Below are 24,164 nucleotides of genomic sequence, written 5' to 3'. Positions count from 1 at the left end.
GGGGGCAGAGGCATCGGGCGGGGGCGGCTCAGCCGGCTGCCTTCTGCCAGCGCGCGACGTACGCCTCCTGCACGCGCTCCGGCACCCGCACGGGCCGGTAGAGGTGGACGCGCTCCGCGCCGAGCCTGCGCCGCATGTCCTGGAGGCTGTCCATGGCGTCCTGGCGCACGTCCGGCCGGTAGGGCACCAGGCCGCCCTCGGCGACCGTCGCCTGCCCTTCGGCGGAGAGCAGGAAGTCGAGGAAGAGGCGGGCCGCGTTGGGGTGCGGGGCGGTCTTCACGATGGACAGCGCGCGCGGCATGACGACGGTGCCCTCGGCGTAGTAGCTCCAGCCCAGCAGGCCCCCGCTGTGCTCGGCGGCCGGGATGGCGACGCCGCCGCTGAGATTGATGGAGAAGTCGTACTCGCCGGAGACGACCTTCTCCACCAGCGTGCCGGAGGAGTGGTCGGCGTGGGCCAACGGCAGCAGCCGCCGGAAGGTGTCCCAGCCGCCCGCGACATTCGAGGTGTAGCCCTGGTTGCTGGCGTAGCCGTAGGCGTTGGTCGGGTCGTAGACACCGATCTTGCCGCGGAAGCGGGAGGGCCGTGCCTCGACGATCGCCGCCAGCGACCGCAGGCCGTCGGGGAACTGGTCGGGGGAGAGGGTCTTGCGGTTGTAGATGAGAGCGACCGGGTCCGTCGACATGGTCCATACGCCGGGCAGCAGCTCGGCCCAGTCGGGCAAGTGGTCTCTCTCCGGTGAGCGGTAGTCGGCGGCGACGTCCCGCGTCGCGTAGTCGCCCCACAGCGGACCGGCATTGTTGGCCAGCACGTCGGCGGGGGACGTGCCGGCGGCGGATTCGCTGTAGTACCGCTCGTAGACGGCGGAGCCGCCGAGGTTGGTCGCGCGAATGTCGGACAGCCAGGGGTAGCGCCGGGTGAAGGCGTCGAAGACGGGCTGCCAGTTCGTCTGCGAGGTGTTCGAGTAGATCAGGAGCTTCCGCTCCCGCCGTGAGGCTTCGATGAGGGTGTCGTAGGTGGCGGGGTAGTACGCGGGGGCGGTCGGCGAGGCGGCGTTCGCCTCGTCGGGGGTACAGGCGGAGAGCGTGCCGCCGAAGGCGGCGAGTGTGCCGACGGCCGCGGCGCCCCGCAGGAGTCGGCGGCGGGAGGGCCGGAGGGCTGGGCCCGGTGCGGGTGGCGGAGGGCTGGAGGACATGGCGGCTCTTCTCGTAGGGGGCACGACGGCGCTGTCAGCTGCTTCGAGAGGTCGGCGGGGCCGGGGCGCCGACGGAGCGGAGGGGTGGGCGGGGAGGCGGTTCGGTCACGGTGCCGCGATGGCGCGCCGCACCACGTACGGCAGGATTCCGCCGTGCCGGAGGTAGGCGAGTTCCTGGCGCGAGTGGAGGCGCAGACGGAGGCGGAGCGTGCTGCGTGAGCCGTCGGGGCGGGTGAGGGACAGTGAGACGGGATTGGTGCCGACGCACAGCTCGGCGAGGCCGTGGAAGGCGAGGTCCTCTTCTCCGGTGAAGTCGTGGGCCGACGCACGGTCGCCGTCCTGGAACTCCAGGGGCAGTACACCCATGCCGATCAGGTTGTTGCGGTGGATGCGTTCGTAGGACTCGGCGATCACCACCCGCACCCCCAGCAGTGCCTGGGCCTTGGCGGCCCAGTCGCGGCTGGACCCGGCACCGTAGTTGCGGCCTGCGACGACGACGAGGTCGTGGTCCGCGGCGCGGTAGGTCGGCGCCGCCTCGTGGACGGGCAGGACGGCCGAACGGTCCGCGGTGTACGCGTGGCCGCCCGTGAGGTTGCTCGCCGACGGGAGGAGCCGGTTGCGGACTGCGGCGTTGGTGAACGCCCCCCGCAGCATGACCTCGTGGTTGCTGCGACGCGTCGAGTACTGGTTGAGGTCGCGCCGCGCGACCCCGCGGTCGGCCAGCCATCGTCCGGCGGCGCTGCGCGCCGGGATGGCACCGGCCGGGGAGATGTGGTCCGTGGTGACGTCGTCGCCCAGCACCATCAGCACCCGGGCCCGTTCGACGCGCAGCCGGTCGGGCGGTGAGGCGGGCAGGCCCGTGAGGTGCGGGGGGCGACGGATGTAAGTGGAGTCCGCGTCCCAGGAGAAGCGCACGCCGTCCGCGGCCTCGATCTCGTGCCACGCCCGGGTGCCCTCGCGCAGCCGGGCGGCGTTGGCCCGGAACATCTCGGGCCGTACGGAGGCTGTGACGCGAGCGGCGACCTCTTCGTCGGTGGGCCACAGGTCCTTGAGCAACACCGGGTTGCCGTCGGTGCCGGTGCCGAGCGGTTCGCGCGCGAAGTCGTGCAGGATCGAGCCGGCCAGCGCGTAGGCGACGACCAGCGCGGGTGAGGCCAGGTAGGACTGGGCGATGCGCGGGTTGACGCGGCCGGCGAAGTTGCGGTTGCCGGACAGGACGGCCACCGGGTCGACGCGGGCTTCGGCGGTGAGCCGCTCCAGCTCGGGGTGGAGGGGGCCCGAGTTGCCGATGCAGGTCATGCAGCCGAAGCCGACGATGTGGAAGCCGGTCTCCGCGAGCGGGTCCAGGAGCCCGGCCGCGCGCAGGTAGTCCTCGACGACCCGTGAACCTGGGGAAAGGGAGGTCTTCACCCAGGGCCGTGCTCTGAGTCCGGACTGCCGGGCCCGCTCGGCGAGAAGGGCTGCCTGCACGATCAGGGACGGATTGGCGGTGTTGGTGCAGCTGGTGATGGCGGCGATGGCGACCGGTCCCTCGGGCAGCGGCGCTCCGAAGTGGGCGGTGTCCGCGGGCCGTCCGGCGGTAGTGCGGAAGGAGCCGGGCACTCGCGACAGCGGAAGCCGCTGGTGGGGCAGATCGGGGCCGGCCAGGCTCGGCTCCACCGTGGCCAGGTCGAGGTCGATGACGTCGTCGTAGTGCGGTTCGGGCCGGTCGGCGGTGCGCTTGAGGCCCTGCGCGGCGAGGTACGCGTCGACCAGCCGTACGTGTGCCTCGTCGCGGCCGGTCAGCTTCAGGTAGGCGGCGGTCTCGTCGTCATAGGGGAAGTAGACGCAGGTCGCCCCGTACTCGGGTGCCATGTTGGAGACGGCGGCCCGCTCCGCCCACCCCAGAGTGGCCGCGCCGGGGCCGCAGAACTCCACGAACCGGTCCACTACGCCCCGGGCGCGCAGCAGCTCGGTCAGGGTGAGGGCGAGATCGGTGGCGCCGACGCCGGACCGTAGCCGCCCCGTCAGGCGCACGCCCACCACCCGCGGGTAGGGAATGGTGACGGGCTCGCCCAGCATGGCGGCCTGTCCCTCCAGGCCCCCCACGCCCCAGCCGACGACGCCCAGAGCGTTGATCATCGGAGTGTGGCTGTCGGTGGCGACCAGCACGTCCGGGTGCAGCCACGGCAGGCCGCCCTCAGACGCCTCCTCGCGCCAGACCAGGCGGGCCAGCACCTCCATGTTGACCTGGTGGATGATGCCTGTGCCAGGCGGTACGACCCGGAAGCCGCGCAGACTGCGCTCGGCCCATTTCACGAACGCGTAGCGCTCGCCGTTGCGGCGGAAGTCGATCGCCAGATTGCGCTCGACGGCGTCGGACAGCCCGTACTCCTCGACGATGACCGAGTGATCGACGGTCAGGTCCACCGGGACGGCCGGCTGGAGTCGTTCCGGGTCGCCGCCGAGTTCGGCGACGCTGTCGCGCAGGGCGGCGAAGTCGGCGAGGGCGGGCAGACACGTGGTGTCGTGCAGCATGATCCGGTTCGGGTACACCGGCAGTTCGCAGTCGCCGCGGCCCGAGCGGGCGCGGGCGAGTACGTCGTCGAGAGCGGCGGGGGAGCGGCGGGCGACGTTCTCGAGCAGCACCCGGACCGAGTACGGCACCTCGGCGAGCCGCCCGGCAGGCAGCAGCCCGGCCAGTGGCTGGTACCGGTACGAGTGGCCGTCGACGGTCAGCACGGCGGTGGCGGTGGGGTCTGTACGCATAGTCCCTGCTGTCGTTCCGGAGGAGCCGACGGACGCATGGCTCCGGGCGCGGCCCATATTGTCTCAAGCCGCTGATTGATACAACCACTGGAACGCGAAGCTTCACCGGCTGCGGCGAGGGAGGCAGGTCCTCGGTCGCGGGGTGGTCAGCCCTGCGTCTTGATGATGCGGACCTTGTCCAGATGGTGGCGCAGGTAGGCGGCCGCCTCCTCCAGCTTCCCGTCCTCGACCAGGTCGAGCAGGTGCAGGTGCTCGCGGGCCTGGCCGGCCAGACGGGAGCGGTCGACCTGGTGGCGGTACTCGATGAGGCGGCGCAGCCGGTGCTGACGGCGGGCGGCGTCCAGGAGGAACTGGTTGCCCGAGAAGCCCACGAGCATCTCGTGGAACGAGGCGTTGACGCGGAACAACTCGGCCCGCGGGAGCAGCAGGATGTCCCCGCGCAACAAGGACTCCTGCTGCCCGCGGTGCAGGGCCGCGGCCTGTGGGTCGACCCTGAAGCCGGGCTCCAGCAGGGCGTTCGGCTCGATGACCATGCGGAACCGGTAGCTCTGGTCGTGCGCCTCGACCGTCGAGAGCACCTGCTGGAACTCCCAGCCGCGCCCGCCGGCCTTGCGGCGCACCAGGTCCTCGGACTCCATGCGCGCCAGCACCCGATCGGCCTGGCGTGGCGTCAGGCCGTAGCCGCGACCGATGTCGGCCGCGGTGAACGCCCCGGTGAAACGGCCCCCGATGTAGTCGTCGGCGACCCGGAAGTACGCCTCCTCCTCCAGATCGGCAGCCCCCGCCAGGTCCGTTCCGGTCAGGCTGGCAGCGGCGCGGTTCAGGAAGTAACCCCGGTTCCGCTCACGCCTGAGGATGCCCACCTCGGCGAGGAAGGCCATCGCCTTGCGCGCAGGTGTGCGGGAGACGTCCAGCTCGTCCGCCGCCCACTGCTCGGTGACGTGCGCACCCTCTTCCAGGCCGCTGCGGCGCAGGAGGTCCACCAGGCGGGTGGCGGTGGAGGTGGTCAGATTCGGCCGCGGCATCAGGCTGCGCTCTTCGAACGGGGACGTCGGACGCTCCATCCTATGGGCTGGGTCCCGGCGTACGCGGTGATGGAGGGCTCATCTCGCACCAGCATTGTATTGGAACGTCTATTGATGCAAAGTGTCGGTCGGGGTGTCGATCCGGCTCTCCAGCCCGAGTTCACTCGATGAGAGGCAGCGCTTCCGACGATGCACACGACTCCCGTCCCCACCGCCGACCTCGCCGACCAGTACGGCGACCGGCTCCGTGTCTGTTCCCTGCAGTTCACCGGCTACGGGGCCGTGCGCTCCTTCGCGGGTCCGGTGCGGACCGTTTCGTGCCGTGAGGACAACGCCTTGCTGCACGAGCTGCTGCACATGCCCGGGGGTGGGGCCGTCGTGGTCGTGGACGGCGGAGGGTCCCTCGCCACCACGCTCTTCGGTGACCGGATGGCCACCAGGGCCCGCGACAACGGATGGGCGGGTGTCATCGTGCACGGCGCTGTCCGCGACAGCGCCTCACTCTCCGCGACACGGCTCGGTGTGCAGGCACTGGGGACCAATCCGCGGCGAGCGGGCAAGGCTGGGCGAGGAGAGGTGGACGTGCCCGTCACCTTCGGCGGTGTGTCGTTCGGCGTGGGTGACATCCTGCATGCGGACGAGGACGGAGTGGTCCTGCTCCCGGTCGATCACCTCTCCTGAGACGTGGTCTCACGTGGTGATCCAGGCAATTCCCCTGCAGCAGATCCGGGCGACATACTCTGTCCTTTGGCAGTTGCATCGCAGGACCATTGCTGAATCACTGCTTGATTTTCCACGGTACGACTATGCCGAACTTCCAGAGGTATATTCCTGCCAGCGCCGTAATGATCACGAGCCCCGTCGTGGTGAGAATGATATTGCGCCGCCGTACCTTGGGGTCGAGTGCGCGCTGGGCGGCTTCGGTGACCTTGCGTCGGGTCCAGCGCAGGACGATCTGTGCCCAGGTGAATTCGGTCGCCCAGATGGCCATGCCTCCGAAGATCACCAGCCAGCCCGGGCCGGGCAGTACCAGCATCGCGACGCCGGCCCCGACCACGGCGAGACCGACGACGAAGATTCCGACCTGCCAGCCCGTGCGGAGCAAGCGTGACTTCCGGATGAACTCAGGGGCCCGCGAGCCCAGTCTCCGCTCCGCCGCCCGCTCGTCCCCCGCAACGGAATCGGCGGTCACCGTCCCGGCGACCTTGTTCTGCTTGTCATTCTCCGCGTTCATGCAGCCCAACCTGTCGGAACCGAGACCTTCATCGAAATGGAGGTGTGCCCCCAGTGGGGCACACGTGAAAACGAACTTCGTGGTGGGGGCTGTCAGACAGCGGCGATATCGATGGACATCTCCTTGAACGCCTTGTCCATCATGGCCGTCATGACTTTCTTGCCGACCCGGTTGGTCAGCACCTTCTGCATGGCGGTGCGCACGATCTTGTCCTTGCGGGTCTGGGGGACGAATGTCGGCAGGCCCTCGGTGCGTGCGGACTTCTGTTGGAGCGCCATGAAGGGGCGCAGCTTCTGGTCCCATTCGCGCAGGGCCCGGGGCGTGTTGCCGGGATTGCGCTGGAGCAGGGTGCCCAGCAGGTCGGCGCCAGCCATCGCGGTGGAGGCGCCCATGCCGGAGTAGAGGGTCAGGCACCAGGCGGCGTCACCGAGCAGGACGACCCGGTCGGTGTGCCAGGTGTCCATCTCGATCTGGTGGGCTGAGTCGAAGATGTAGTCGTCGGCCTGCTCGAACTGCCGGAGCAGATGACCGAGGACGGGGCCGACGGGCTCTGGCCCGAAGGCGGCGCGCAGCGACTCGATGGGCGGACGGCGGAACTGGGCGTCTTCGTCGTCGGTGCGGTAGTTGAACAGCAGTCCGGGCTGGTGATCGGTGAAGGGGAAGGTCCACACCGAGCGCCCCGGTTCGGCGAGGACGACGCCGTCCTGGGGCCGGTAGCCGGGAACGGGCTCCTTCATGGTGGTGGCGGCGACAATGTGGTGCAGCGGGCGCATGAAGCGGCTGTCGGGGCCGAACGCGAGGCGTCGGACGGTGGAGCGCACGCCGTCGGCGCCGATGACGAGGTCGAAGTGCTCAGTGGTCTCCGCGACGTCCTCGCCGGTGGTGGTGCGCAGGGTGACGTCGACTCCCGCGGGGTGTTCGTCGAGGGCGGTCGGTGTGGTGCCGTAGCGGATCTCGGTACGGAGGGCGACCGCGTCGTGGAGGGCGGTCTCGATGTCGCCGCGCAGGATCAGGCGTGGGCCGCCGGGGAGGTCGCCGTACCCCATGCCGGGACGGCGGCGTCCGTCCCGCTCCACGTCATAGGTGATGGTGGTGGGGTCGGTGCGGTTGCCGATGGCGTCGAGGATGCCCATGCGCTTCGCGGTGGCGCGGCCGGTTTCGAAGAGGCCGATGAAGTAGCCGGCGGCGCGGCGCTCGGAGGCTCGCTCGACGATCACGGGATCCCAGCCGATGTCGTGCAGGCGCATCGCCGTGGCGAGGCCGCCGATGCCCATGCCGACGATCAGGGCTCGGGGTGCGGGTTTGTTCAACGGGTGTCTCCTCTTCGGTGCGGGTCCGTGACTGGGAGGTCGTTACGGCATGGGGCTGCCGGCGGAGCATGGGGACGGTGGGTGCGGCGTCGAGGTCCTGAGTGTGGGCGCGGTGGAGAAGCGGCCGCGGACGTCGGTTTCGGCGGAGTCGGAAAAAGACGGTCCGCGTGCGGGAGGAGAGGTCGCTGCTCAGGGCGCGCACGTCGAGGGCTCTGGGCGGGTAGGACGAGGACGACCGTCCGGGACGGATCGGCTCTGGCCCCCTGTCTGCTCGTGGCCCGTTCTGCCGAACTATCGGGAGCGGTGGCTTGTTGGACCGGAGGCCGGCGCCGACGGTCCGGGGGCGAGGACAGTGGGGGCAGGTAGGGTCACTGACCGGAGTCGAGGCGTGCTGCCACTTCGGTGGCTGCGCGCTGGCCCGAGAGGATGGCGCCGTTCATGGTGCCGGAGGTCTCGTCGGCTGTTTCGGTGCCGGCCCAGTGGACGCGTCCGACCGGCTCGCGCAGGAACGGTCCGAAGGTGGTCCACGTCTTCGGCCCGACTGCCGGGTTCGGCCCTCCGGGTGCGAAGCTGTCGTTGCCCCAGGAGAAGTCGGTGTAGTCGATGGCATGGCGCGCGGGCGCCCCGTACAGGTGGATGAGGTGCCGCATGACGCGGCGGCGGCGCTCGGCCTCGTCGTATGCGTCGAACCCGCGCGCGTCGCAGAAGACCATGAGGATGCCGGGGCCATCGGCGGCCGGGCTGACGTCGAAAGTGAGGAAGGCGGTCTCGTCGTCGGACATTCCTTCTCCCGAGAGATTTTCGTCCCGCCAGAAGGGGCGGTCATAGGCGACGAAAGCCTTGCTGAGTGCTCCGAGTCGCCAGCTGCGTGAGAGCCCGTAGTGACGCTCCGGGAGTGCGGGCGTGAACTCTATGGTCGATCGGTGTGTCGGCGATGCCGTCACGATGACGTACCGGGCATCGATGGCGTGCTTGCTGGTTTCGACCGTGACGCGTTCTCCGGCCGTGGTGATGCGCTCCACCGGGGAGGCGACGAGCAGGCAGTCCTCCAGCGTGCCGGCGAGCCTGCTGACCAGCGTGTGCATCGTTCCCAGCAACCGGTCCTGCTGGTCGCCGCCCTCGACGGCGAGCATGTGCTCGATGCCGCCCAGGTTCTTGATGTACCGCATCACGTTGAACAGTGAGACCTCGCCTACGGGTGCACCCCAGTGCACGAGGCTGAACATGTTCATGAACTTCCGGGTGTCCTTGAGGGCGTGCTTCAAGGTCAGCCACTCGCCGAGCGACATCGAGTCGAAGTGCGCGGCGTGGCGGTGCTCCCAGGGAGAGGAGACGGGGAGGCCGTCGACCATTTTCTGCAGGACCCCCATGATCCGCGTGAGGTCGAGCATCGCCCAGGGCGCCATGGACGTGGCGCTCTCGATCTTGCGCTTGCCTCCGAAGGACATGACGCCCTTGCCCGGCTGGGACTGGGCCACGAACTCGCAGTCGAATCGGCGTGCAAGGTCGCGTACCGCGGTGTGACCCGGTGCGACCCAGGTCGCGCCGGCGTCGACGGGGACGCCCGCGACCTCGACCGTGTGGATTCGTCCGCCGACGCGGTCACGGCCCTCGACGACGACGACATCGTGACCGGCCCGGGAGAGCTGGTCCGCTGCAGTGAGCCCTGCGAGCCCGGCACCGACGACAACGACGTCGGCGGATCGGGTGCTGACACTGGTCATGGTCGCGCTCCGTTCGTATGCGGCCTGCCGGCCGTCTGCCTGGTCCAAATACTGTACTGACTTGTCAGTGTAGTTTTCAAGGTGAGGCCGCTCACCGGTACGAGGGGTGGAGAACCGCAGAGACCTAAGGGGAAGTAGTCCGCGCGGGAGGCCCCCGGCTGCCGTCGCCCACACGAGGGGAGGCGTGTCGCTCGCTCGGGCGACGGTGGGCGGCCGTCCCTGGCCTCGGACGGCCTGCGCGGATGCATCTCGGGTCGGAAGGCGGAGGTACGCGCATGAGAACCCGCAGGGCGGTGTGTTCAGCGAGCGCGGAGATCACGGGCTGGGACGTTCACGCGACGAGGGTCACCGCCAAGCTGCACCTGGCCGTCGAGCCAGGCCGGAACGTCCTGTCGATTGTGGTGACGGTGGGCCGGCGCGGGGACGCGCAGCAGTTCGAGCTGGTGCGGGAGAGAGATCGCGTGCCCCACCCGCCGGAGGCACAGATCGCAAGGTCATCGCTCAACGCGTAGACCGGCCGGACGCTGCGACACTTGGGCAGCGCCGGGCTGGGACGTCGACGCAGTGCTATGTGCCGGGCGTAGTGAGCTTCTCCAACTCGGTTCGCAGGGCGGCGATTTCGGACCGGTCGGGCCTCAGCCCCCATCCGGCCATGAGGCCGGCGCCGTCGACGGCGTTCAGGATGACGGTGCGTGCTCCCACGGAGAGTCCGTCTTCGGCCATCTTGGCCTTCCAGCGTGCACCGTCCTCGGAGGCGATCTCCGAGACCCCAGGGGTCACTGCGAGGGCAGCCAGCAGGAAAAGCCGCTCGCCGACCAGTTCGATCGCGTCGCCTTCCAGCGATGCGCGGATGAAGGCGCGCGCCAGCCGCCCGGGCGCCTGGCCGTCCTCGATACGGTCCTGCACCGCCTGGTGGAACTGGGCGAGCACGTCCTGGGCCAGCGCGAGCCACAGCGCGTTCTTCGAGCTGTAGTGGTAGATCACCGCTCCCCGAGTCAGCCCGGCCGCGACTGCCACGTCATCGAGGGTCGCCCGGGCTCCCTGTGCCACGACGACGCCCCTCGCGGAGTCCAGGATCAACCGCTTGGTGTTCTCGGGCCCTCGTCCTGCTGTGCGTCCCATTGATCTCTCTCATGTGCAGTAGCGACGTCGTTCGGCGACCAGTGTGCCCGGCTGCAACACGACCTCATGACGCTGGTGGCCTGCCAGGCAGGAGGGCTCAGGCCCGGAGGGTGGCCTGCCTGCGGATGCTGCGCCTCGTCAGTGTCGCAGGGATGGCGGACACCAGGTCGCCGACCCCTCCGGCGAGGGTGGCCATGCGGCTGCGTCCCTCGGCCCTGGTGCTGAACTCCACGGCCCGCGCCGTGATGCTCTGCGCCGCTTTGGCGAAGGGCCGGACCTCGGCCTCGAACCGCGCGAACGCGAGAGTGACGTCATCGGTGTCCCGCAGGGACTCGGCCAGTGCCTTCGCGCCCGGCAGTGACGCGTGCGCGCCCATGCCGGACACCGGGTCGATGCAGTGCGCCGAGTCGCCGAGGAGCACGACCCGACGGGTGTACCAGCGCGGCAGGCGCACCTGGGAGAACCGGGTCAGCTTGGTGTCCTCGGACTTCCGCGCCGCCGCCGCGACAGCGCGCATGTCCGGGCCCAGGCGTTCGACCATGTCGCAGACCCGCTCGACCAGCATCGGCTCGTCCGGCACGGTCGAGCCCGGCACGGGAACAACCGCCATGACCGAAGTCTGGTCGGTGTCCAGGAATGGCCAGATCATCGACAGCATCCCCTCACGGGAGGCGATCACCGCACGCCCGTCGGGCAGCGGCACGTCGGCGTTGATCCATACGTGTGTCAGGCCATTGCGGTACACGCTGTGCGCTTCGGATGCCAGCGTCAGCCGGCGCACCGTGGAGTGCAGCCCGTCCGCCCCGACCACCACATCGAACGACTCCGTTGAACCGTCATTGAACCGGGCAAGGACGTCGTCGCTACGGTGCTCCAGCGCCTCGAGCCCGACTCCCAGCCTCTTCTCGACCGCTGCGGGCAGGTGGGCGAAGAGCCTGGACAGCAGAACCGAACGGCGAGCGAGACGCCAGTCGTCGGCACCGTCGATCTTGAGCTCGCGGACCCTGCGCGTGCCCCACCGCATCGACATCGCCGGCGCCGCGAAGGTCACCTCGTCGACGATCTGCTGGCCGCCCATGAGCCGCAGTACTCGCGTCGCCTCAGCATCCAGCTGCAGCAGATAGCTGCTCGGGTACGGCTCGGCCTCCTTGTCGACGAGCACGACCTCCCATCCCTCACGCTCCAGCCACCATGCCGCGGCACACCCGGCCATTCCGCACCCCACGACGAGAGCCCGTCGGTGGCGGACGGGCTCCACGGTCCCGAAGTTCATACGCGCTCCTGACGAAACTAGTCTGACTTGTCAGTCTAGTTTATGGTGAAGTCGATGACTGTCAATGCCGGAATCGACGCGCCTGGCGGCTTGGCCGTGTCGAGAGGGGGTGCGGTGTCGTTCAAGGTCATCGACCCACATTGAGAGACGGTTCTGTGTCGCATGAGACGTTCGTGTCTCATGTGGGTTACTGTTGACTCATGAGCTTCGATCGTGATCAAGTGCTACGTGCCGCTGCCGATCTGCTGACGCGCAAGGCAACGGCGACCACCGAAGAGGTCGCCCGGGCCGCCGGGATCAGCAGGGCGACGCTGAACCGTCACTTCCCCGGACGTGACGCCCTGGTGCGCGCCCTGGAGGAGCTCGGCATCGCTGAGTGCGAGGCAGCTTTGGACTCGGCTCGCCTGGCGGAGGGCACGGCGGAGGACGCAGTGCGCCGCCTGGTCCGTGCCCTCGAACCCTGCACGAGCCTGCTCGCCTTCCTCTACTCCGAGAACCAGCTCTTCGAGGGCGATGGGCAGCACGCGGGCTGGGCCCGTATCGACGAGCAGCTCACCGCCCTGTTCCGGCGCGGTCAGGCCGATGGCGAGTTCCGCATCGACCTCAGTGCGGTGTGGCTTACCGAGGCCCTCTACGGCCTGCTGGCCGCCGGCGGCTGGGCCGTCATCGAGGGCCGGGTGGCCCGCAACGACTTCACTCACATGATCGCCGAGCTGCTGCTCGGTGGCACGATGCGAAGGGACGCATCATGACCCATCCTCTGCGTACGGCCGAGCGGGGCAGCACCCAACGGGCTCCGGGCCGCTGGATCGCCCTGGGCGTCCTGGTCCTGGCCGTGCTGCTCGTCGCGGTGGACGCCACCGTCCTCGGCCTGGCCACGCCCTACCTCAGCGAAGACCTGCAGCCCTCGGGTACTCAACTGCTGTGGATCGGCGACGCCTACTCGTTCGTGATCGCCGGTCTGCTCATCTCCATGGGCAGCCTGGGCGACCGCATCGGCCGCAAGCGTCTGTTGCTGATCGGAGCGACCGCGTTCGGCCTGGTCTCGGTACTCAACGCCTACGCGCAGACTCCCGAGATGATGATCGTCGCCCGGGCGCTGCTCGGTGTCGCCGGCGCCACGCTGATGCCCTCAACGCTCGCGCTGATCCGCAACCTCTTCCACGACCCGCGTGAGCGCAGCCTCGCCATCGGCATCTGGAGCGCCGCCGCCTCGGCGGGCATGGCAGTCGGCCCGATCGTCGGCGGTGTGCTGCTGGAGCACTTCTGGTGGGGCTCGGTCTTCCTGATCAACCTGCCCGTGATGGCGCTACTGGTCATTGTCGGGGTCAAGATGCTGCCGGAATCGCGCAACCCCTCCCCGGGGCCGTGGGACATGCCGAGTGTCTTCCTGTCGTTGATCGGCATGGTCGGTGTCGTCTACGGCGTCAAGGAGGCCGCGGCCGAAGGGTTCGCCTGGCTCACCCTCGCCGCAGGAGTGCTCGGTGCGGCCGCTCTCTACGGGTTCGTCCGGCGCCAGCGCACTCTGCCCGTCCCGCTGGTGGACGTCCGGCTGTTCCGCAACCGCGGCTTCAGCGGCGCCGTCCTGGCGAACGTACTGACCATTCTCGGGCTCTCCGGTCTGCTGTTCTTCCTCTCCCAGTACCTGCAGCTCGTCCAGGACCGGCGGCCCATCGAAGCGGGCATCGCCGAACTGCCGGCCGCCGCAGGCGCGGTCGTGGCCGGTCTGGTCGCCGGCGCCGCGGCGCGGCGCTTCTCGGTGCGCGCGGTGGTCTCCAGTGGCCTGGCCGTCATCGGCCTGTCCCTGGCCGCGCTGACCACGATCACCCAGACCACCGGCTACCCGCTGATCGGAACCACCCTGCTGCTTGTCGGGTTCGGCGCCGGCCTGTCGTTCACGATCACCTCGGACATCATCCTCACCGCCGTCCCCAAGGAACAGGCCGGCGCCGCCTCGGCGGTCTCGGAAACGGCCTACGAGCTGGGCACCGCTCTGGGCATCGCCCTGCTGGGTTCCGTGGTCACCAACATCTACCAGGACTTCACCGGACCGGCCGGGACCCCGGAGGCGGCACACGAATCGCTGGCCGGAGCCGTCGTGGCCGCCGTGCACATGCCCGCCGAGGCGGCCGCAGCACTGCTGCAGGCGGCACGCGAGTCCTTCGTCGACGGTGTGGCACTCGCCGCCGGCGTCGGCGCCGTGCTGCTCCTTCTGGCCTCTGCCGTCGCCTGGTTCCTGCTGCGCGGCCAGAAGCTGACGAACGAACCCGTCCAGCACTGACCAGCGAATTGAACGGCGGACGCAGTATCTGCCGCCCCAGACAGAAGCTGTAACGGTGATGCGGGCCCTGGTGCTTAGGCCCGCATCACCGGTGGCTCCGACGCAGGGGCGAAGTGCCCTTGTCCCATGCCCTGCCCCCTGACGACACGACACGGAAGAGACGATGAGCAACCGTCCCGCCAAACCCCAGACCGACGCAGGCCGAGAGTCCCCGCTGTCGCAGCGGGCCGCCTCCTACGCCGTCTGGTATCTGCGGGTAGTTGCGTTCATCAACTTCCTCAGCGCCGTATGGGTCTCCCTCGGCCAGGACTTGCGGCGGCACAACCAACAGGACCTGTTCACGCCGTACCTGCTGACCGCCGGATTCGCCTCCGGCGTGGTCACGGCCTTCCTCGCGGTGACGATGCGGCGCCGCAAACGCGCGGCATGGATCCTCAACCTGGCGCTCAGCGGGCTCTTCCTGGCGCTCGTCTGCTTCGCCATGTTTTTCCCGCAGTGGCGGCGGCACCCGCAGAACTGGATCTCACTTCTTCTCACTGCCGCGTTCGTCGTCGTGCTGCTGGCAGGACGGCGAGAGTTCTACGCCAAGGGCGACCGCTCCAACCCCAAGCTCGCCGCCGTCGTGGCCGTCGGCGGTCTGGCCACGGCTTCCCTGCTTGCCTGGTTGCTGGTAACCGCCACCAACCAGTCGCCCCACGAGGGCCGGCCCACCATCACAGAGCGCTGGCGCTACGGTACGTGGCAGCTGATCACGGTCACGGTGGACAAGTCGCGCTTCCCGGGGATCGCCGTCCCGCACTGGGCCAACGTCACCATCAACGTGCTGGGCACCGCGCTCGTCATCGCTGTCGCCTACGCCGCGTTCCGCGCACGCCGCGCCGTCGACCCGCTCACCAAGCACGATGACGAACAGCTGCGGACACTGCTCGAGCTCCACGGAGAGCGCGACTCCCTCGGCTACTTCTCACTGCGCCGGGACAAGAGCGCGGTGTGGTCCCCGACCGGGAAGGCCGCAATCGCCTACCGCGTGGTGGGCGGCGTGTCGCTGGCATCCGGGGACCCGATCGGTGACCCGGAAGCCTGGCCGGGGGCCATCACCCCGTGGCTCGCCGAAGCACGCGCACACGGCTGGGTGCCGGCCGTCATGGGCGCGAGCGAGGAAGCAGGCACCGTCTACGCCCGGCACGGCCTGGACGCACTCGAACTCGGCGACGAGGCCATCGTCGAAGTCGCCCACTTCACTTTGGAGGGCCGCGCCATGCGCACCGTGAGGCAGGCGCACAACCGGGTGCGGCGAGCCGGGTACACCGTGCGCATCCGGCGCCACGAGGACATTACCGCCGACGAGATGGCGCGTCTCGTCGAGCGCGCCGACGACTGGCGCGACGGCGCGACCGAGCGCGGATTCAGCATGGCCCTGGGCCGGCTCGGGGACTCGGAGGACGGGCGCTGCGTGATGGTCGAATGCCACGACGCCGACGGCATACTGCGGGCCCTGCTGTCCTTCGTGCCATGGGGCCCTCACGGGCTCTCCCTCGACCTGATGCGCCGCGACCGCGACTCCGACAACGGCCTGATGGAGTACATGGTCATCGAACTGCTGCGCCGGGCAGACGAGATCGACACCGCCCAAGTCTCCCTGAACTTCGCGATGTTCCGCTCGGTGTTCGAGCGCGGAGCACGGCTCGGTGCCGGGCCGGTACTGCGCCTGTGGCGATCGCTGCTGAGCTTCTTCTCCCGCTGGTGGCAGATCGAGTCCCTCTACCGCGCCAACGCGAAGTACCGCCCGATCTGGGAACCACGCTTCCTGCTCTTCGAGAAGAGCGCAGATCTGCCTCGCATAGGACTGGCATCGGCCCGCGCGGAGGGATTCCTGGAGGCCCCTGGACTACCGAAATGGCTCCACCGCCGACGCCTGCAAGTCCAGCGCTAGCGGACGGGGCTTCGCTCAGGAAGGAGCACACGATGAGTCGTTTACGGTTCACCTGATACATTTACGTCTCACTTGGAATACCGTTGACTCATGAGTTATGAGTCGGAACGAGAGCCGCGTCGTCACCGACCTGCTCACACCCACCACCGCACCTGCGGAACGTGTCGCTCAGGCCCTGCCGCCAACCTGGCAGAACTCGCATCAACGACGAGTGCACGACGACCCCAGAGCTCCGGACGCCCGCGGATATCAGTCGTGACCAGCGCCCAGCCCAAAGTCGCTTGCTGAGGGGAAGACCATGAACCACCACCCCAACGACATCGAGCCGCCTTGCGCAGGCACCCTCGGCCCGCACAGCATGAAGACGAAGTTCCTGGCCCGCACCGGTGACCCTGTGGCCAAGCTCATCGCGCCGGGCTTCCGGGGTGACGCCAGTGCGTTGTACGAGCAGATGCGAGTTCAGGGGTCAGTCCACCGCAGTCGCACGGGATTGTTCGCCGTCGTCTCGTACGACGGCTGTCACCAGGTCCTCCAGGATCCACGCTTCTCGACCTGCGCATCACTCACCCACCCCGCGGACACCTGCGCGCTCGCATGCTCGGCGCCGGCTCGCACTGAGGGGCGCCGCTCATCTGCGAAGCGATCCGACGAGGCGTACGCCATCGCCGAACCGCTGCTGCACCCGGCGCTGCATCAGGCCGCCACACGAATCGACACCGTCGCTCACGACCTGCTTCGCCGGCACGCTGAAGCCGACTCCATAGACCTCGTGAACGACTTCGCCTTTCCACTCGTTGTCGCCTGCCTCGGTGAAGTGCTCGGTATTCCGTCAGCGGACTCAGCACGCTTCGCCGACATGTGCAATGTCATCGGCAGATCCGTCCACGGGACGCCCTCAGCAGCACGGAGCGAAGCGGTCGAGGACGCGCATGAGGACCTGGCAGCCCTGGTCATTCGATTGGAGCGTGAGCGGCGACAGAGCCCTGGAGGCGACCTGATCAGCCGACTCACCGCTCCCCGTAGCGCAAACGGGAGAGGGAACGACCTGACCAGGCTGATCGACCACGTGCAACGGCGTGACCGCCAGGAGACACCGTCGACGAGTCCGGAGCGGTCGGGCATCGTCCCTGACAAGCCGAGTCTGGAAGAGACCGCCGCAGTCTGTAGGACTCTGATCGCCTCCGGTCTGGACATCGCGGTCTGTCTGATCGGTAACGCGGTGGCCGCGCTGGCGGCCCGCCCTGAGCAATGGCAGACACTCAGGACAGCACCGAACCTCGCGGCCAAGGCGGTCGACGAAACCCTGCGCTTCGATCCTCCGCGCCGGTTCATCCTGCGTATCGCCTCCGAGCAGGCCGAGGTGGGAGGTAGCCCCCTGCCACCTCGCAGCGGTGTTCTGGTTGTGCTCGCCGCGGCCCACCGCGACGGTCTGCGATTCCCCTACCCTGCCCGCTTCGACCTCGCACGGAGTTGCCAGCCCAGTCACCTCACTGCGGACGGTGCCATGAGACTTGAGATCTCATTGGCTCGGCTGGCGGGAGAGATCGCCCTGTGGACCCTGGCCAGCCGATTGCCACACCTGCGACCGGCGGGGCGGGCGGTCCGCAGACCTGGCGGAGCAGTCAGCGGCTTCACCCGTCTGCCGTTCCGTGTGTCCGCAACTGGATGAAGGGAGTCTCGCCGCGCGAGACGAACGGGCCCATCGGCAGACAGGCGGCCGATGAGCCCGAGGCGCAAGCGGTGATCCGCCGCCGTGGACGGCGGACCTCCTCCGCAGGACGTCGCACGTGGAGTGCGTGGCGATCCTCGAACCTGCGCGGGTTTCTCGACCTATTCTCCTCCGTGTAGCGGTTCAAGCGGTCGGATCAGTCTTTGCGTCTTGCCGGCCTGCGGGTTCGTGAACGAGGTGCCTGCATGGGCGACGCCTTCGGAGGGGTGTTCGGCGATTCTTGACGCTCGGATGACGCTCGATGCGGAAGCCTCCGCCGGCGCTGCGAGCGACCGTCTTCGACGCCGCGTTACCAGTGAACGCGGCTCGACCGCGCCACTTCGATACCGGTCAGGTCTGCGCCCGTACCGACCACCGCGACGCCGGCAGCCGGTACGTGACATGTCGCTGTGGCGTCTGGTCGGTGAGGGCTATCAGAGCCCGCTCCTCCTCGTTGAAGAGCGTGCTGTCCGTGTCTTCTTCCTGAAGGGCCTTGCTCTTTTCATCGGTCCCGTCCGCATCTAGGTACTCGGGGTAGTGCACGCCGCACTCGAAGCCCGCCTTGTTCAGGGCGGCCACCCCAGCAGGCCGTTCCAGCCCGTGGCGAGCGGAACGCTCCGCAGCAGTACGCGGTCGATACCGATCAGCCCGCCGCCACGTCCTCGCAGCACACCGCCAGGCGGCCTGGACCTCTTCGGCGCGGCGGTCTTGCCGCCGGACGGGACCGTAGCGCCCACGGTCGCCTCGACTACACCGTCCGATGACGCGCACGCCTCCGTCCGCCGAACCGGTCCTGACCGTCGACGGCACCGGCCTGCTCTGCGTCACCCTCCTGCTCCGCCTGCGCGATCAGATCGCCGACGTGCCGCCGGGCACCGTCGTCCACGTCATCGCCACCGACCCCGCGGCACCGCTCGACCTGCCCGCCTGGTGCCACATGACCGGCCACACCTACCTAGGCCCCGCCCCGGCGAACGGCCGGTGTACGCCTGGAAGCGCACCGCCGACGCCCTCGTCACCCGCTCGGACGCTTCCTGGCACCCGCTCCGGCGCCGGTGACGCATCTCGTCGGCCGGCCGTTCCGGGCACATCGCATACGCGGAACGTCACGGCGTCCGGAAGCCGCGGAAGGTGACCGGCCTGCGGGTCTTGAAGCCGAGCCGTTCGTACAGGGTGATCGCGCCGGTGTTCGTCTCGGCCACGTGAAGGAAGGGACGCTCACCACGCGCCACGATGCGCTCGGCGAGAGCGCGGACGAGGCGGGCGCCATGGCCCTGCCCGCGCGCCCCGGGAGCGGTGCAGACGGCACTGATCTCGGTCCAGCCCGGAGGACGCAGGCGTTCACCGGCCATCGCCACCAGAGTGCCGTCGACCCGGACACCCAGGTAGGCGCCGAGTTCATGGGTACGGGGCCAGAACGGCCCCGGCTCGGTCAGCGCGGCGAGATTCAGCATCTCGGGCACGCTCTCCGCCCCCAACTCGACCACATCGGTGCCGCGCTCGGAACCCGGTCGGTCCGGGTGGCTACCACCGGGCCAGATCATCTGACGGCCCTCAAGGCTGAAGACCGGCTCCCAGTTCGCCGGCGCAACGGCCGGGCAGTTGAACATGTCGGCGAAGGCGCCCGGACCGAGCAGTCGGGCCAGGTCGCTCCAGTCCGCCGCGTCCGGGTCGGCGGACACGGAGGAGAAAGTCGCCACTTCGGTGAGATAGGTGGCGGCCCGGCCGAGCCTCCGGGCGAGATGCGCGTGCCGACCGCCGAGCGACTCACCTACCGGATCGTCGAGTACCGGGTCGTCGTCGTGCATCATCGTCCTGTTCCTCTCTGGTGGGCGCAGTGGTCGTACAGTCGGGGCGGGACCGGCAGCGTTCCGGGCGCGGTGTCCTCGACGCAGCCGCGTGTGCCGAGCCAACGCCTGCGACCGGACGCGACGGCTCTGACGCAGCACCTGGACACCGAGGAAGACGGGGTAGGCGGCGCCGACCAGTTTGACCACCGTATACGCGGTGGTGGACGCGGCCAGGACGGCGGCGAGGCCGGCCACCGTGAGCACCCCCCCAGACCAGCAGTCCCGCAGTGATCCCGCTCACTGTCCGTAGCCCGTCCTGCCACCCGGAGGCGACGGCCCGTTAGGTCACGACGGTCATGTCCGGCCCGGGCACTATGGTCAGCCCAGCCAGGACACCGACAGCGGTCAAGAACTGTATGAGCATTCCCCCCAATCTCACATCCGAGGCTGAGGCCGTTGTCCACAGGTTTGCCCGCCGCCTGCGGATGGAGCGGACGACCGGTTTCGCCTGAGCCCGGTCACCTGCCGTAGCACCGGTCCCGGGGCGGTACGACGTGCCGCGAATTACCGGCGGCCATGCTTCGTGGCGGCCATGGGCTGTTTCTCCCGGGACGCCGTGGAGGCGGCTCTCGTCTTACTCGGTTCCACCCGCCCATGTTCGTGCGAGCATCCTTGGTAGGCCGGGGTCCGCTCCACAGCTCTTCCCCATGTTCCTGGTCTGCCGACCGTGACGCCCGTTTGACGCTCAGGGCGCCCACGCGCGACACAGCGAGTCGGAAAACCCGCTCTGACCTGGCCTTTCTCGTAGCAGTCGCAGACCGACATCTTTCCGATGACGTCGCACGTGGAGTGCGTGGCGATTTTGGAGCCTACTGCAAAGGGGCTCTGACCTGCGGCTTTCTTGTGTTTTCCAGATGTGGCCGGTGATGCTCGACCTGTTTCCCGAAGTTCACCGCGTGGAGCATGTTGTAGGTAGCCGCCACTGGCTCACCTGCGGTTTCGCAGCGGGAGCGTGAGTCCAGAACGCTCTGCTCAACTCCGTCAGAGACGGGTTCGGGAAATGTCTTGACGCTCGTTTGACGCTGTTTCTGACGGAGTGTGAGGTGGTCTTCCTGGACCAGATGGCGCGGGTCAATCGACTTGGCGGGCTCAACCTGTCGAGTAGCGCGTTAGGTCTGTTCTTTGGGCTTGGGCTTGGGCTTGGGCTTGGGCTATACGGCGACAGGTCTCGGATAGACGTGTGCTGATTGCGCTGGCCTCGTTACCCTGTGTCGCAGGGAGCGACGAGGTACGTGGGGGCGGAGATGAGCACGGGGGGTGCGGTGCGTCGAACGGCTGCGGTGGAGCGGGGAATTGCGTCCGCCGATGCGCTCTTCTCCATGGAGGGCATCCCAGAAGGAGCCGTCGTACCGGAGCCGGAGGGTGAGGCGGCGACTGAGGCGGCGGTCGAGCGACTCGGCAGCCGGTTCGCGCGACTGGACGGTCAAGTACGGCACGCGCTGAGACGTACCCGAGACCACGCGGGGAACTTGTCGAGCGACCGTCTCCAGGGACTCTCGGAGATCGTGCAGAACGCCGAGGACCTCGGCGCCACCGACGTACGCATTCTGACGAGGGGACGGGAACTCCTCGTCGCCCACAACGGTAGTGCCGTACGGTTGCCGGATGTTCTGGCCCTGGCGATGCCCTGGCTGACGAGCAAGGCAGAGCAGGCGCAATCCACCGGTAGGTTCGGGATCGGCCTGATGACCCTCCAGTCCCTCTCCCCGCATCTGGAGGTTCACTGCGGGCATTACCGGTTCCGGGTCGGCGATCCTGACATCGCCGTGGCCAGGCCGTTCCCGTTGCCTGACTGGTTCGCGGGCGACACCTGGACGGTTCTACGGGTTCCTCTGGAGCCGGGCGTGCTCGGCGCGGACGAGGTGGACGCGTGGCTTGCCGAGTGGGGGGACAGCGCGCTGCTCTTCCTCGGTAGTGTCGGCAGCGTCACGCACCTGGACGAGCAAGGTCGTGTCCGGCACCGGCTGGCGCTCGACCGTGAGACCGGCGAGCCGTTCGAGGCCGTGGTGGGCGGGCGGAGCGCCGACGTGGAGACCGGCGAGGCACGTGCCGGCGACGGGTCCCGGTGGCTGATTTGCCGTACGACCGTTCCCAGCCCACCCGGGATCACCCGGTCTCACAAGGCGGTGGGGTCCACCACCGCAATCGCTGTGGCTCTTCCTCTCGGACCCGATGACGCCGGGCGGATCTACGCCGGTCTTCCGGTCGCGGACACCGCTCTGTCCATCTGTATCAGCGCCCAGTTCGATCCGATCGCCAGCCGTCAGGCGCTCGACGACACCCCGTGGAACCGCGCACTGAATGAACTGGTGGGCGACCTGTGGACGGCCGCCGCCCTGTGGCAGTTCCGGCGGGATCCGGCACGGGCCTGGCGCGCCGTGCCGCTCCCCGACGACATGCGCGACTCCCGCGACCCGGTCGCCGCGCTGGAGCGACTACTCCTCGACCGTGCCAGAGCGGGCGTGTCCCACGGTCTTGTTCTGGACGTCCCGGGCTACGGGCCGCTCAGCCTGGATGATCTCGCGGTGGAGGACGAGACGCTGGTGGGCGTGGTCACCGAAGAAGAGATCTCCCGCGTCGCCGAGCGGACCGCCGTGCTGCCCAAGGTGGCGCGGGACGAGGACGGTCGATGGCGTGAGGTGCTGGCGGACTGGGAGAATCACGACAGTGCGGTTCCCGTGACGGTGGACCTCTACGACGCGCTACGCCTCCTCGACGACGAAACCCGGTCGCCGCAGGCGAACATCCGCCTCGCCGCGGTGGGACTTGCCTCGAATATCTCCTCCTCCTTGCTGTCGAGCCGCTGGCTCGTGGACAGCTCAGGGGGCCGCCACCGTGTGCCCTGGTCCGCGGAACCAGCGGTGTTCACCGACGCCCCGCGGGGCCTCGGCGCAAGTCTCGGATTCTCCCGGGAAATCCATCCGGCGTTCCTCGCCGACACCGAGGAGGCGCGGTCGGTGAGGACATGGCTCCGTAAGCGGGAGGCGCTGCTGACCGACGCGGACGCGGTGGCCGTGATCCGGCGCCTCGCGGCCATCGGCGCGGCGGGGAGCAGCGGCCCGAACGTACTGCGGCTGACAGATGACCAGCTCATCGAACTGCGCGACGGGTTCGCACGCGTGCCGGACCACGAGCGTGAGACCTTGGGCGCGACGTGGGCCACGCAATCCGGCTGCAGGGGCATCGCTACGACCGGGCCGGAAAACGTGAAGACATCGACGTCGCTCCCGCCCGGGCGTACCTACCTGCCCGACTGGACAGTTCGGAACGCGAGGAGAGCTTCGCCTTCGCCGCCGGTCGCACGGCCGGGCTGGTGTGGCTGCGGCCCCGGTACGCCGAGGTCCTGCAGCGCGGCGGCGCCGGGATGGGCGCCCGTAAGTTCCTGAGGCTCCTGGGCGCGGAGACCGCGCCCAGGTTGCGCAGGCACCCGGGGGCGCGGGAACGCTTCACGCAGAGCCCGAAGGGGCTGCCGGCGGAGGTCATTTCGGGACCTCGAGCACGCACTGATGCCCTGCGCGTTCTGGGAGCGACCTTCACGCTCGACGACTACGAAAGCCCCGACCTACGGGCCGTCGCCTCTGGCATAGCGGTGGAGCAGGACCCGCAGCTCCGCAGGCGCAGGGCGGCAGCGCTGTTTCACGTCCTCGGGCGGGCATGGAGCCGCTTCTCCGACCACGACGAGGTGCATGCCGTCTACGACTACTACGCATGGCAGAACCGGGGCAGGACCGCAGCTTTCTGGCTGTGGCAGTTGCGCGACACACCATGGCTGGACGCCGGTAACGGCGCACTGTCTGCCCCGGCTCGACTCCACATGCGGACCACCGGCACGGTCGCGGTGTACGGGGCGGACGACGAGCGATTCCTCCATCCCGAGATCCAGCAACTGGTCGGCAGACGCAGTGATGTGCTGCGCGCCCTCGGCATTTCTGCAGAGGCCCGCACGGAGGACCTCGTGGAATGTCTGCAGCGCCTGCGCCGACGGGAGGAAGAGGTCGGCGACAGGGATGTGCCCGCGGCGCTGATCCTCTACCAAGCCTTGGCAGAGCGCGCCTTCGGCCGTGGCGAGAGAGCCTCGGCGGAGATGTCCCTGGGCTCGGTCCTCCGGGCATTCGGCGAGGGGAGCGGCCTCGTCCTCACGGACTCCGGCTGGCGCCGGCCGAGCCAGTGCCTGCGCGGAGCGCCGCTCTTCGGTCCGCTCCGTGCGTTCGCTCCCACGTTTCCAGGCAGCGAGGAGTTCTGGCAGCGGCTCGCAGTGCGCCTGCCGACTGTGGACGACGCCACGGCCGTGATCAGGGAGCTGGCACAGCAGGACCGGAAGCAGGGTCGGGACGAGCCGGACGGGACGACCCAGTCCATTGTCCTGGAGACCCTGAAGATGCTCGCCGCTCTTGGCCGTACCCATCCCGGCGCGTTGACGGCCAAGCGCCTGGGACGCCTCCCTCTTTGGACGAGCCAGGGTTGGCGAAGCAAGCGGCCCGTGTACGCCGTCGAAGACCCAGTGGTAGCCGAGGTGCTGGGCCGGGAACGTGCGGTGTGGTACCCGGGAGCCGAATTGGAGCAGTTCCGACCGTTGATCGGAGCCCTGCGCGTGAGCGAGCTCGCCGCAGAGCATGTCACCGTGTACAGCCCTGGCCCGGCCCCGGCGGACCCGGACGCCACAGCGCTGGTCCGGTCAGCCGTCACCCACCTCCGCGAGGACCTGCAGCGCAACGCCGCGAGCGTTGCGCAGTCCCTGGACTGCTCGTGGGGCCAGCTGGC

Annotated in this window: 17 protein-coding genes and 1 pseudogene; 7 read left to right on the top strand and 11 right to left on the bottom strand. The window is 69.0% G+C overall.

Annotation, left to right across the window (positions count from 1 at the left end; translation table 11 throughout):
* Positions 1 to 28 precede the first annotated feature (28 nt).
* From ACZ6ZN_RS06215 to ACZ6ZN_RS06205, 3 genes are all read right to left on the bottom strand, one after another.
* On the bottom strand, positions 29 to 1,195 hold the full coding sequence (locus ACZ6ZN_RS06215) for an ABC transporter substrate-binding protein (RefSeq protein WP_469643451.1): 1,167 nt from the start codon (positions 1,193 to 1,195) through the stop codon (positions 29 to 31).
* Positions 1,196 to 1,300: 105 nt separating this feature from the next.
* Positions 1,301 to 3,943 (bottom strand): aconitate hydratase AcnA, encoded by a 2,643-nt coding sequence (acnA, locus tag ACZ6ZN_RS06210; RefSeq protein ID WP_469643449.1) that lies wholly within the window; start codon positions 3,941 to 3,943, stop codon positions 1,301 to 1,303.
* 146 nt (positions 3,944 to 4,089) lie between these two features.
* On the bottom strand, positions 4,090 to 4,968 hold the full coding sequence (locus tag ACZ6ZN_RS06205; protein ID WP_469643446.1) for an FCD domain-containing protein: 879 nt from the start codon (positions 4,966 to 4,968) through the stop codon (positions 4,090 to 4,092).
* 189 nt (positions 4,969 to 5,157) lie between these two features.
* On the opposite strand from ACZ6ZN_RS06205, the gene rraA reads away from it, so the two are divergent.
* Positions 5,158 to 5,649 (top strand): ribonuclease E activity regulator RraA, encoded by a 492-nt coding sequence (gene rraA, locus ACZ6ZN_RS06200; protein WP_161325943.1) that lies wholly within the window; start codon positions 5,158 to 5,160, stop codon positions 5,647 to 5,649.
* A gap of 97 nt (positions 5,650 to 5,746) precedes the next feature.
* Here rraA and ACZ6ZN_RS06195 read toward each other — a convergent pair whose 3' ends face one another.
* The 5 genes from ACZ6ZN_RS06195 to ACZ6ZN_RS06175 all read right to left on the bottom strand — a co-directional run bounded on the left by ACZ6ZN_RS06195 (position 5,747) and on the right by ACZ6ZN_RS06175 (position 11,631).
* Positions 5,747 to 6,202, bottom strand: a complete 456-nt coding sequence (locus tag ACZ6ZN_RS06195; protein WP_469643443.1) for a TIGR02611 family protein — start codon at positions 6,200 to 6,202, stop codon at positions 5,747 to 5,749.
* 92 nt (positions 6,203 to 6,294) lie between these two features.
* Complete coding sequence (locus ACZ6ZN_RS06190) at positions 6,295 to 7,512, bottom strand: FAD-dependent monooxygenase (protein ID WP_469643439.1); 1,218 nt, start codon at positions 7,510 to 7,512, stop codon at positions 6,295 to 6,297.
* Positions 7,513 to 7,880: 368 nt separating this feature from the next.
* Entirely contained in the window at positions 7,881 to 9,284 is a 1,404-nt protein-coding gene (locus ACZ6ZN_RS06185; protein ID WP_469643436.1) for a flavin monoamine oxidase family protein, read from the bottom strand.
* Between the two features lie 519 nt (positions 9,285 to 9,803).
* On the bottom strand, positions 9,804 to 10,358 hold the full coding sequence (locus ACZ6ZN_RS06180; RefSeq protein WP_451833993.1) for a TetR/AcrR family transcriptional regulator: 555 nt from the start codon (positions 10,356 to 10,358) through the stop codon (positions 9,804 to 9,806).
* Positions 10,359 to 10,455: 97 nt separating this feature from the next.
* Positions 10,456 to 11,631: an FAD-dependent oxidoreductase gene (locus ACZ6ZN_RS06175; RefSeq protein WP_366252552.1), complete on the bottom strand. Its 1,176-nt coding sequence runs from the start codon at positions 11,629 to 11,631 to the stop codon at positions 10,456 to 10,458.
* A gap of 200 nt (positions 11,632 to 11,831) precedes the next feature.
* Between ACZ6ZN_RS06175 and ACZ6ZN_RS06170 the strand changes: the two genes are divergently transcribed.
* The 4 genes from ACZ6ZN_RS06170 (at position 11,832) to ACZ6ZN_RS06155 (ending at position 17,514) form a co-directional block, all read left to right on the top strand.
* On the top strand, positions 11,832 to 12,383 hold the full coding sequence (locus ACZ6ZN_RS06170) for a TetR/AcrR family transcriptional regulator (RefSeq protein ID WP_366252551.1): 552 nt from the start codon (positions 11,832 to 11,834) through the stop codon (positions 12,381 to 12,383).
* Positions 12,380 to 13,912 (top strand): MFS transporter, encoded by a 1,533-nt coding sequence (locus tag ACZ6ZN_RS06165; RefSeq protein WP_366252550.1) that lies wholly within the window; start codon positions 12,380 to 12,382, stop codon positions 13,910 to 13,912. The genes ACZ6ZN_RS06170 and ACZ6ZN_RS06165 overlap by 4 nt, the downstream gene beginning before the upstream one ends.
* Positions 13,913 to 14,075: 163 nt before the next feature.
* Positions 14,076 to 15,845 carry a phosphatidylglycerol lysyltransferase domain-containing protein gene (locus ACZ6ZN_RS06160; protein ID WP_469643433.1) on the top strand — a complete coding sequence of 590 codons (1,770 nt, stop codon included), beginning with the start codon at positions 14,076 to 14,078 and terminating at the stop codon, positions 15,843 to 15,845.
* A gap of 298 nt (positions 15,846 to 16,143) precedes the next feature.
* Positions 16,144 to 17,514, top strand: coding sequence for a cytochrome P450 (locus tag ACZ6ZN_RS06155; RefSeq protein WP_469643431.1), 1,371 nt, complete (start codon positions 16,144 to 16,146; stop codon positions 17,512 to 17,514).
* Between the two features lie 390 nt (positions 17,515 to 17,904).
* Here the strand turns inward: ACZ6ZN_RS06155 and ACZ6ZN_RS06150 are convergent, their stop codons facing one another.
* A complete protein-coding gene (locus ACZ6ZN_RS06150) occupies positions 17,905 to 18,132 on the bottom strand; it encodes a hypothetical protein (protein ID WP_469643429.1) in 228 nt (75 codons plus the stop codon).
* 181 nt (positions 18,133 to 18,313) lie between these two features.
* On the opposite strand from ACZ6ZN_RS06150, the gene ACZ6ZN_RS06145 reads away from it, so the two are divergent.
* A complete protein-coding gene (locus ACZ6ZN_RS06145) occupies positions 18,314 to 18,688 on the top strand; it encodes a sulfurtransferase TusA family protein (protein ID WP_366252546.1) in 375 nt (124 codons plus the stop codon).
* Here the strand turns inward: ACZ6ZN_RS06145 and ACZ6ZN_RS06140 are convergent.
* Together ACZ6ZN_RS06140 and ACZ6ZN_RS06135 are read right to left on the bottom strand one after the other, a co-directional pair.
* Entirely contained in the window at positions 18,660 to 19,361 is a 702-nt protein-coding gene (locus ACZ6ZN_RS06140; RefSeq protein ID WP_469643987.1) for a GNAT family N-acetyltransferase, read from the bottom strand. The two genes, ACZ6ZN_RS06145 and ACZ6ZN_RS06140, sit on opposite strands and share 29 nt — an antisense overlap.
* Positions 19,362 to 19,466: 105 nt before the next feature.
* A pseudogene (locus tag ACZ6ZN_RS06135) lies at positions 19,467 to 19,644 on the bottom strand (LysE family transporter); the annotation flags it as partial.
* Between the two features lie 1,264 nt (positions 19,645 to 20,908).
* On the opposite strand from ACZ6ZN_RS06135, the gene ACZ6ZN_RS06130 reads away from it, so the two are divergent.
* Positions 20,909 to 22,789: a sacsin N-terminal ATP-binding-like domain-containing protein gene (locus tag ACZ6ZN_RS06130; protein ID WP_469643426.1), complete on the top strand. Its 1,881-nt coding sequence runs from the start codon at positions 20,909 to 20,911 to the stop codon at positions 22,787 to 22,789.
* The last annotated feature ends 1,375 nt before the right edge of the window (positions 22,790 to 24,164 follow it).

This window comes from Streptomyces sp. NPDC053665 (assembly GCF_055585285.1).
This window is presented reverse-complemented; position numbering and strand designations above follow the sequence as displayed.

Excerpts from the sequence above, each read along its gene's own strand:
- ACZ6ZN_RS06215 (WP_469643451.1), bottom strand. The coding sequence starts at position 1,195 with ATGTCCTCCAGCCCTCCGCCACCCGCACCGGGCCCAGCCCTCCGGCCC.
- acnA (WP_469643449.1), bottom strand. The coding sequence starts at position 3,943 with ATGCGTACAGACCCCACCGCCACCGCCGTGCTGACCGTCGACGGCCAC.
- ACZ6ZN_RS06205 (WP_469643446.1), bottom strand. The coding sequence starts at position 4,968 with ATGCCGCGGCCGAATCTGACCACCTCCACCGCCACCCGCCTGGTGGAC.
- rraA (WP_161325943.1), top strand. The coding sequence starts at position 5,158 with ATGCACACGACTCCCGTCCCCACCGCCGACCTCGCCGACCAGTACGGC.
- ACZ6ZN_RS06195 (WP_469643443.1), bottom strand. The coding sequence starts at position 6,202 with ATGAACGCGGAGAATGACAAGCAGAACAAGGTCGCCGGGACGGTGACC.
- ACZ6ZN_RS06180 (WP_451833993.1), bottom strand. The coding sequence starts at position 10,358 with ATGGGACGCACAGCAGGACGAGGGCCCGAGAACACCAAGCGGTTGATC.
- ACZ6ZN_RS06175 (WP_366252552.1), bottom strand. The coding sequence starts at position 11,631 with ATGAACTTCGGGACCGTGGAGCCCGTCCGCCACCGACGGGCTCTCGTC.
- ACZ6ZN_RS06170 (WP_366252551.1), top strand. The coding sequence starts at position 11,832 with ATGAGCTTCGATCGTGATCAAGTGCTACGTGCCGCTGCCGATCTGCTG.
- ACZ6ZN_RS06165 (WP_366252550.1), top strand. The coding sequence starts at position 12,380 with ATGACCCATCCTCTGCGTACGGCCGAGCGGGGCAGCACCCAACGGGCT.
- ACZ6ZN_RS06160 (WP_469643433.1), top strand. The coding sequence starts at position 14,076 with ATGAGCAACCGTCCCGCCAAACCCCAGACCGACGCAGGCCGAGAGTCC.
- ACZ6ZN_RS06155 (WP_469643431.1), top strand. The coding sequence starts at position 16,144 with ATGAACCACCACCCCAACGACATCGAGCCGCCTTGCGCAGGCACCCTC.
- ACZ6ZN_RS06145 (WP_366252546.1), top strand. The coding sequence starts at position 18,314 with ATGACGCGCACGCCTCCGTCCGCCGAACCGGTCCTGACCGTCGACGGC.
- ACZ6ZN_RS06140 (WP_469643987.1), bottom strand. The coding sequence starts at position 19,361 with ATGCACGACGACGACCCGGTACTCGACGATCCGGTAGGTGAGTCGCTC.